Source organism: Dokdonella sp. (genome assembly GCF_035703485.1).
In the GTDB taxonomy this organism is placed as follows: domain Bacteria; phylum Pseudomonadota; class Gammaproteobacteria; order Xanthomonadales; family Rhodanobacteraceae; genus Dokdonella.
The window spans coordinates 25,924-34,304 of the sequence record NZ_DASSYD010000143.1 but is presented as its reverse complement, the minus strand read 5'-3'; the positions used below and the strand labels follow the sequence as shown (position 1 = coordinate 34,304).

General features: G+C 60.9%; 6 protein-coding genes. 3 read left to right on the top strand and 3 right to left on the bottom strand.

Features of this window, described 5'->3' with window-relative positions; genetic code table 11:
- Positions 1 to 3,277 (top strand): PAS-domain containing protein (locus VFN25_RS11330; RefSeq protein WP_325141942.1); only part of this gene is annotated, 3,277 nt, incomplete at its 5' end.
- Positions 3,278 to 3,288: 11 nt separating this feature from the next.
- On the opposite strand, the gene VFN25_RS11325 is transcribed toward VFN25_RS11330, so the two are convergent.
- From VFN25_RS11325 to VFN25_RS11315, 3 genes are all read right to left on the bottom strand, one after another.
- On the bottom strand, positions 3,289 to 3,771 hold the full coding sequence (locus VFN25_RS11325) for a YajQ family cyclic di-GMP-binding protein (RefSeq protein WP_325141940.1): 483 nt from the start codon (positions 3,769 to 3,771) through the stop codon (positions 3,289 to 3,291).
- A gap of 94 nt (positions 3,772 to 3,865) precedes the next feature.
- Positions 3,866 to 6,214, bottom strand: a complete 2,349-nt coding sequence (gene pbpC, locus VFN25_RS11320; protein WP_325141939.1) for a penicillin-binding protein 1C — start codon at positions 6,212 to 6,214, stop codon at positions 3,866 to 3,868.
- A 111-nt stretch (positions 6,215 to 6,325) separates the two neighbouring features.
- Positions 6,326 to 6,598, bottom strand: coding sequence for a GlsB/YeaQ/YmgE family stress response membrane protein (locus VFN25_RS11315; RefSeq protein WP_325141937.1), 273 nt, complete (start codon positions 6,596 to 6,598; stop codon positions 6,326 to 6,328).
- A gap of 191 nt (positions 6,599 to 6,789) precedes the next feature.
- Here VFN25_RS11315 and VFN25_RS11310 point away from each other — a divergent pair, with 191 nt between their 5' ends.
- Together VFN25_RS11310 and VFN25_RS11305 are read left to right on the top strand one after the other, a co-directional pair.
- On the top strand, positions 6,790 to 7,986 hold the full coding sequence (locus VFN25_RS11310; protein WP_325141935.1) for an aminotransferase class I/II-fold pyridoxal phosphate-dependent enzyme: 1,197 nt from the start codon (positions 6,790 to 6,792) through the stop codon (positions 7,984 to 7,986).
- Positions 7,983 to 8,357 carry a glutaredoxin family protein gene (locus VFN25_RS11305; RefSeq protein WP_325141933.1) on the top strand — a complete coding sequence of 125 codons (375 nt, stop codon included), beginning with the start codon at positions 7,983 to 7,985 and terminating at the stop codon, positions 8,355 to 8,357. The genes VFN25_RS11310 and VFN25_RS11305 overlap by 4 nt, the downstream gene beginning before the upstream one ends.
- Positions 8,358 to 8,381 lie beyond the last annotated feature (24 nt).

The window sequence follows — 8,381 nt, the reverse complement described above, 5'->3', positions numbered from 1 at the left end:
AGTCGCCCTGCTCGGTGATCGGCGACCGCAGATTTTCGCCAGACACTGGGCCATCGTCTACGCGCTGTCACTGGCGGTCTATTGCACGTCGTGGACGTTCTACGGAACCGTCACCCAGGCCTTGCGCTCGGGCTGGTGGTTGCCGCCAACCTTTGTTGGCACGATCCTGCTTTATGTTTTCGGTTTCAGCCTGCTCATGCGCCTGGTCACAATCGCGCGTGCGCACAACAGCAGTTCGCTGGCCGATCTGGTTGCGATACGACTAGGGCGCAGCCCGATGGTCGCGGCACTGGTCACGGCCATCTGTTGCCTCGGCATCGTTCCGTATATCGCCCTGCAGTTGAAATCAGTGGCGATGAGCTACGGCATGCTTGCGCAGCAACGCGATCTGGGCGCTCCCGCGTGGCAGGACAGCGCCTTGTGGGTGGCCTTGGCGATGGCCGCTTTCGCGATGTTGTTCGGTGCACGAAGTGTCAGTGCCAACGCTCACAATCGCGGTCTGGTGCTGGCGATGGCGTTCGAGTCCTTGTTCAAGCTCGCGGCCATGCTCGCGCTCGGCGCTCTGGTCTGGTTCGGTCTCGAACTGCCGAATGCCGCGCCGACGCAGCCCTTGCCAGGCGGGACCTCCGGTTTCCCGTCGCTGATCCTGCTTGGCGCGCTCGCCGTTTTCACCTTGCCCCACCAGTTTCATACCGGCGTTGTCGAATGCCGTGATGCCAACCATGTGCGTACGGCGCGCTGGGTGTTCCCCATGTACATGTTGCTGATCGCCCTGCCATTGCTGCCGCTGGCACGAGCGGGTGATGCCTTGCTTGGCCCGTTGGGCGTGCCTTCGGATCTCTATGTGCTCGCCCTGCCTTTATCGGAAGGCCATGGTGCGCTGGCCCTGATGGCGTTTCTTGGCGGTCTCAGCGCGGCGACCAGCATGGTCGTCGTTGCCACGCTCGCACTGAGTCTGATGATTGGCAATCACTGGATTGCGCCGCTGCGTGTGCATTCCGATTGGGGGCAGGCGGTGGCTGGTGATCTGCGTCGTCAGGTGTTGATCCAGCGACGCATGATCATTCTCGTCGTCGTCCTGCTGGCCTGGGTCTACAGTCGCGTACTCGTCGCCAGTGAGGCGCTGGCGGATATCGGTGCAGTGTCGTTCTCGGCGCTGTCGGCGATCGCTCCCGGCGTGCTGGTCGCGGTCTATCGACCGCAGATCGGTGCGCGCGCGGTCAGTGCGGGTCTCGTTGTCGGCAGCTTGATCTGGCTGTATGTCCTGATGTTGCCTGTCGTTGCCGGCACCTCGATTGCCTGGGTTTCCAGCGGGCCATTCGCAATCCAGTGGCTCGCGCCCGATCATTTTTTCGGATTCAGCGACTGGAGCCGACTTGCCCGTGCGGTGGTGCTGAGTCTTGCCGCAAATCTGGCCGTAATCGGTCTCGTTGCTGGGTCGCGCTTCGCCCACGCGGAGTCTGCCGGACACCGTGGGCGTGTCGGAGTGGCGGATCTGCGCGCTTTGTCATTGCGCTTTCTTCCGGATGAGCAGGTGCATCTGATGTTCGTCGGCAGCGATGCAAGCGGTTCTGCATCCGAATCGCTGGTCGCTGCGATCGAGCACGAATTCGCCGCGGTGATCGGTGCATCCTCTGCACGTTTGCTGCTGACCGTGGCCAGGCGTGAACGCGGAGTGGAGCTGGAGGCTGTCGCCGACATCGTCGGAGAAACGTCACAGGACCTGCGCTTCAACCAGCGCGTGCTTGAGGCGGCATTGGAAAACATGAGCCAGGGCATCAGCGTGGTTGATCGTGATCTGGGCCTGGTAGCGTGGAATCGACCCTATGCCGAATTGTTCGGCTATCCGGCCGAATTGCTCCGCGTCGGTGTACCGATTGCCGATCTGGTGCGCTGGAATGTGGGCCGAGGTCTGGGCGGCAGTGATTCGCCGTCGGACGAAGTGCAAAAGCGCATCAATCACATGCGTGCCGGTACGCCGTATGTCGCCGAACGACGATTCCCTGGCGCAGACGCCGAGCGCATGGTTGAGATCCGTGGCAACCCGATGCCCGGAGGTGGTTTCGTTGCCACGTTTACTGATGTCACCGAATTTCGGCGCAATGAAACCGAGCTCAAGCGCGTCGCTGAAACGCTGGAGCAGCGCGTCGTCGAACGTACTGCGCAACTGGATTCGGCGCGCCAGGAAGCAGAGAAGGCGAATCTGGCAAAGTCACGCTTTCTGGCGGCGATCAGTCACGATCTCGCGCAACCGTTGAATGCGGCGCACTTGTTCACCCACGCACTCCTGCAACGGCTCAACCATGATGAATACCGCGAATCGGTATTGAACATTGACGGCGCGCTTACCTCTGCCGAAAGCCTGCTCGGTGGACTTCTGGATATTTCGCGCCTGGATGGTGGCCGAACGAGGGCCTCGGTTGAGGCTTTTGCGATCGACGAATGGCTGCGTGGCCTGGCCGCGGAGTTCAGCGTGCTCGCTGAGGAGCGTGGCTTGCAACTGGATTACGTCGGCTCGCGCGTCTGGGTGCGAAGCGATGCGCAACTGCTGCGCCGGGTCGTGCAGAATTTTCTTGCCAACGCCGTGCGCCATACCCGTTCGGGTCGCATTCTGCTTGGCTGCCGACGACGCGGGAAACATCTGTCAATCGAAGTTTGGGATACCGGGCCAGGCATTGCGGTTGCCGATCGCGAACTGATTTTCGAGGAGTTCCGCCGCCTCGGACATTCAGGCGAAGGCCTTGGGCTCGGGCTCGCCATTGCCGAGCGAATTGCGCGATTGTTGAAGCATCGCTTGCGGGTCAATTCGAAAGTCGGTCTCGGCACCGTATTCGCGATCGAAGTGCCGATGACCTCACCGATGGATTTGCCGCCTCCGCTGGCGGCGCCACCGGAGGCGAATCTGCCAAGCCTGCGCCTGCTTGTGGTCGACAATGACCTGGCCGTACTCAAGGCCATGCAGGATCTGCTCACGGGCTGGAATGCCGAAGTCCATGCGGCACAGACACCGGAACATGCCTGCCAACTCTTTGCCGCCCACGGCGCGGATCTGCTGCTGCTCGACTACCACCTCGATGATCATGTCAGCGGCCTCGAACTTCGCAGTTCGCTGGGCTTGGCGGCGCAGGGAATTCCTTGCGTCATCATCACCGCCGATCACGGCAAGACTGTCGCCGATGCGGTTGCCGCCGCCGGCTGCCAACTCCTTCGCAAACCGCTCAAACCGTTGGCATTGCGCTCCCTGATATCGAGTCTGATTGCGCGCAACCCGGGCTGATTGGCAGTTCGCTAGTCGCGGAAATTCTCGAACTGCAGCGGCATGTCGAGGTCGCTGCCGCGTAGCAGGGCGATCGCCGATTGCAGTTCGTCGCGTTTCTTGCCGGTGACGCGCAGTTGATCTCCCTGGATTTGCGCCTGCACCTTGCTGCCGGAATCCTTGAGCAACTTGATGATCTTTTTCGCCAGCGGTTGTTCGATACCCTGTTTGAGCGTGATGTTCTGACGTGCCGTGGCGAGATTTACATCCGGATCGCCGATGTCGACGCAACGAACATCGATACCGCGCGCAGTCAGTCGCTGCATCAGGATGTCCTGCATCTGCTTGAGGCGGAACTCGGCATCGGCCTTGGCCACGACCACGCTGTCATTGAGCTCGAAGCTCGCGCCAGTGCCCTTGAAATCAAAGCGCTTGTCGAGTTCACGATTGGCCTGATCAACCGCATTGGTCAGTTCGTGGTCATCGAGTTTGGAAACGATATCGAACGATGGCATGAGTGTGTCTCCGCAGGCAAAGGCACGATTCTACGCGGGCGCCAAACGTGTTGCTCGTCGATTGCCTGCCGCTGCCAAGGCGGCAGGTGCTCACTCAACGCAGAACGCGCACTCTGACTTGTGCCCAACGTCCGGCATCGGTCATTGCGGTAATGGTCTGATCGCCGGTTTCTGCAAATGCATGTTCCCAGGATTGTGCATCTCGGGTAGTCGCCTCCAGACGACCGTTGACCAGCCACATCACTTCGCCAATGGCACCAAGCGCACGCAGGCGAACGATCGCCGGCTTGTCGCTGTTGGGTGCGCGGGCCACGCTGGCATGGTCGGCGATGCCGTCGATGCGCAGTTCCTGACTCGATTCGAGCCCGTCATCGGCGCACTGTGGTGCAAGTCGGGGCAGACTCGATTGCCGGCGTTGAGAGCGAGAAAGCCACGGATAGGCGAGCGATGGCCAACGTGGGATGTCGATTTCCCTGGTCAACGCTGCAGGGCAACCGGGGCTGAGGCGCTGGCCGCTGCGTGCATCGATGCGCACATGCAGCAGGCCCGCACTCCAGGAGCGCGCGTCGCGTTCGGGGAACGTCGGCGGAACGACCCCATCAAGAACCCAGGCATCCATTTTTTGCTGGCAGCGATCAGGATGTTGCTCATCGTATGCGAGGCCGAGCGGCCAGCAGATTTCGCGTTCGCTGACACTGGCAGGCGGTGCTTTCGGCACTGACGACAAGGTTCTTCCGGGCAAGCTGTCGACAACCTGAAACATCAGCGGCAAGGCCGTCACCGCACCATACTGGCCGGGCAGGGGCGTGCCATCGGGCCGCCCAATCCAGACCGCAACCGTGTACTGGTGCGTGCCACCAATCGCCCAGGCATCGCGATAGCCGTAGCTGGTGCCGGTTTTCCAGGCCACGCGCGGGCGCGAGCCGGTATCGAAGGTGCCGGGTCGATAACCGGGGCGCGGATTGGCTTCGAGAATTTCGCGCACGATCCAGGCGGCTCCTTCGGAAAGGACGCGACGTTCAACCAGTGCATCATCCGGCATGTAGCGGACGATGCCTCCGATGCCCTTGCGATTGAGTGCGGCGTACGCCCCGGCCAGGTCCTCCATGCGCGCACCGACTCCACCGAGGATGATCGACAGATTCGGCTCGACGCCGTGCGGCAGGCGCAGGCGCAATCCGGTGTTGGCCAGACGTGCCGTGAAGCGCGCCGCGCCGACCCGGTCGAGCAGATCGACCGCAGGCACATTGAGCGACAGGCGCAGTGCTTCGGCCGCACCGACCGGGCCGTTGAAGGCGCTGTCAAAGTTTCCCGGGCGATAGTCGCCGAACGATTGTGGTGCGTCGATCAGCAGGCTTTCGGAATGGATCAGCCCGTCATCGAGGGCGAGGCCGTAAAGAAACGGTTTGAGTGTCGATCCGGGCGAGCGCCATGCCTGCACCATGTCGACATGGCCGAGGCGCGCCTCGTCGCCGAAAGCCGCCGAGCCGACATAGGCCAGCGTGCTCAAATCGCTGTTGTCGACGACCAGCAGGGCGGCCGAGGTGCGCTCGGGCAGGCGCGCGAGATAGTTGCTGACGCGATCCTGCACACTGCGCTGCAGCTCGATGTCGATGGTTGTGGCAATCCGACGTTGACGGGGATGCTCGTTGTGCAGGCGACGTGCGAGCAAGGCGGCACTCAGCGGCGGCTGCAAGGTGCGCGCGACCACCGATTCGATGCGTGCGTCCTTGACCTCGTCCGCAGTCCACACATCGAGCGTGGCCATGCGATCGAGCACCTTGTCGCGCGCCGCCCGGGCCAGCGCCGGATGGCGATCCGGACGCAGTCGGCTCGGTGCCTGCGGCAGCACCGCGAGCAAGGCGGCTTCGGCATGCGAAAGGCGATCGGCGGAATGACCGAGATAAGCCCATGAAGCGGCCTCGACGCCTTGCAAGGTGCCGCCAAACGGCGCGTTGTCCAGATACAGTTCAAGGATTTCGCGCTTGGAGAGGTGGGCTTCGAGTTGCAGCGCACGCAGGCTCTGGCGCAGCTTTCCACTGAAGCTTCGCGAATGCGGTTCGAGGATGCGCGCAACCTGCATGGTCAAGGTCGAGCCGCCGGAAACAATGTGGCCATTGAAAATCATTTGACCGAATGCGCGCAGCGCCGCGACCGGATTGACGCCGGGGTGATGCCAGAACCAGCGATCCTCGTAGCCAACCAGTGCCTCAAGGTACAACGGCGAGACATCGTCAATTGAAACCGGATAGCTCCAGATGCCTTCGGCATCCGCAAATGCCCGCAACGGCGATCCGTCCCGTGCCAGTACGACGGTACTGCCGCGGTTTGGATCCGGCAGCGGCAACGGAAAAATACGATCCAGAATCAGGCTGACGATAGCGACGCCGATGAAGACAAAAGTGAGACGACGCAGCCATCGGAACCATCGGCTTAGTCTCATGGCGGCGAGGTTCACAGCGAAGGGTGACAAAGGTTCAACGTATCCGCCAGGAGCGTGTCACGCGACCCGCCAGAATGCGTTCGGCATCCTGACGGGCGCACCTGTCCGCGCTCAGCGCTTCTTGCGCGTAGCGAGACTGTAGAGAATGAGCAGGATGATCGCGCCAACCACCGAACCGATGATTCCGGCCGTTTGGTCGCCGGCGTACCAGCCCATCGTGCGGCCGAGGAAGGTGGCAATGAAAGAACCGGCAATGCCGATCAGAATGGTAATGATGAATCCACCGGGATCCTTGCCGGGCTTGAGGATCTTGGCGATGAATCCGACCAGAAGGCCGATGATGATCGTCATGAATATGCCGTTGGTGCCGCCGAATATTTCCATTGAGATGCCCTCGTTGTGGTTCGATTCTTTGCACTCTATCGCTGATCGATGGTCTTGTGACCACGATCATCCGTCACGATATGTGAAATTGCCATATGCTGCGATGCAGCGTGAACCCGGCTGCGCCAATCGCTGTGCTAAAATCAGCTGCTTTGCTAGCTTCAATCCCCGCCACTTCCCAAGAGGTTCCCATGCCGCATCTAGCTGCGCGCATGAGTCGCGCCAAGCCCAGTGCGATCATGCTGATTGCCGAAAAGGCCAAGCAACTCAAGGCTGCCGGTCAAAACATCATCAGTTTCTCGATCGGAGTGCCCAATTTTTTGCCCGGCCCGCATGTCTATGACGCGGCACGCGAGGCGCTAGGCAAAGACAGCGGCCAATATGGATCGAATCGCGGCCCCGAGGCCTTGCTCGATGCCTTCATCGCGCATCTGGAGGAGGGCGGGCTGAGCGGCTACAAACGCAGCAATATTGCCACCGGTATCGGTGCCAAGCACATGCTCTACAACCTCGGTGAAGCCCTGCTCGACCCCGGTGACGTGATTGTGTTTCCGGTGCCGTACTGGACCACCTATCTTGATCTCGCCGAGATTCTCGATGCCAAGGCACGCTTGTTGCCGTGCGGGTCCGATCAAAACTACAAGTTGACGCCTGCCCAGCTCGATGCAGCGCTGCCGGGTGCCAAGGTGTTCCTGTTCAACAACCCGAACAATCCGACCGGCATGGTCTACGCCAAGGAAGAGATTGCCGCGCTCGCCGATGTGCTGGTCAAGCATCCGGATGTCTGGATCATCTGCGACGACATCTACAACCGCATGGTTTTCGACGGCGCCGGCTATCACAATTTCGTCACCGCGCGCCCTGAGCTGCGTGATCGCGTGATTCAGGTCGACTCACTGTCCAAAACCTACGGGATGCCCGGTTGGCGTGTCGGCTTTATCGCCGCCCCGGAAGCCGTGGCTAGCGCCGTCGTCACGCTCAACTCGAATCACATCACGAGTATTCCGGAAGTCGTCAACGCGGCCGCACTTGCCGCACTGAGCGGACCGCAGGATGTGCCGAATGAGAAAAATGCGGAATTCGCTACCCGTCGAGATCAGGTCTACAACGCGTTGACTTCAATTCCCGGTGTGATCTGTCCGCGCCCGCAAGGCGCGTTCTACGCATTCCCGAATATTTCCTGTGCATTCGGCAAATCGCACAATGGCCGCATGATCAACAACGATGTGGATTTCTGTGGCGCCTTGCTTGAGGCGAAAGGCGTAGCTTGCGTGCCTGGCAGTGCTTTCGGCGATCCGCTGGCGTTACGCATTTCCTATACCTGTCCGGCCGAACAGCTCGCCCCTGGCATGCAGCGCTTCCAGGAATTCGTTGCCGAATTGAAATGATGCGTCGAATCAACATGCGCGGACGTCTGCCCGGACTGGCAATGCTGCTGGCCTTGCTGTCCGCGTGCTCAAACCAGGCTGATATCGCCGAAGTTCGCACGATGATCGGCGATGCACCGGTGCTGATGTTGTCGACGTCGACTTGTGGCTACTGCAAGAAATTGCGTGCCGATCTTTCCGACTGGGGTGTTGAGTATGTCGATGTCAACGTCGAAACCGATCGGAATGGTCAGCGCCTATTTGGATTGGTCAATGGCCGTGGCGTTCCTGTCCTGTTGATCGGCGATGAGATCGTGCACGGCTATTCGCCGACGCGATCGCGAAAATTGCTGGTTGCGGCAAACCTGACCAACGAAACATCCAGACCCTGATTCCCACCAGACTTTGCGAGGTTG

Bases quoted from the DNA above. Each gene is read 5' to 3' on its own strand.
- VFN25_RS11315 (WP_325141937.1), bottom strand. From the start codon at position 6,598: ATGGAAATATTCGGCGGCACCAACGGCATATTCATGACGATCATCATC.
- pbpC (WP_325141939.1), bottom strand. From the start codon at position 6,214: ATGAGACTAAGCCGATGGTTCCGATGGCTGCGTCGTCTCACTTTTGTC.
- VFN25_RS11325 (WP_325141940.1), bottom strand. From the start codon at position 3,771: ATGCCATCGTTCGATATCGTTTCCAAACTCGATGACCACGAACTGACC.
- VFN25_RS11310 (WP_325141935.1), top strand. From the start codon at position 6,790: ATGCCGCATCTAGCTGCGCGCATGAGTCGCGCCAAGCCCAGTGCGATC.
- VFN25_RS11305 (WP_325141933.1), top strand. From the start codon at position 7,983: ATGATGCGTCGAATCAACATGCGCGGACGTCTGCCCGGACTGGCAATG.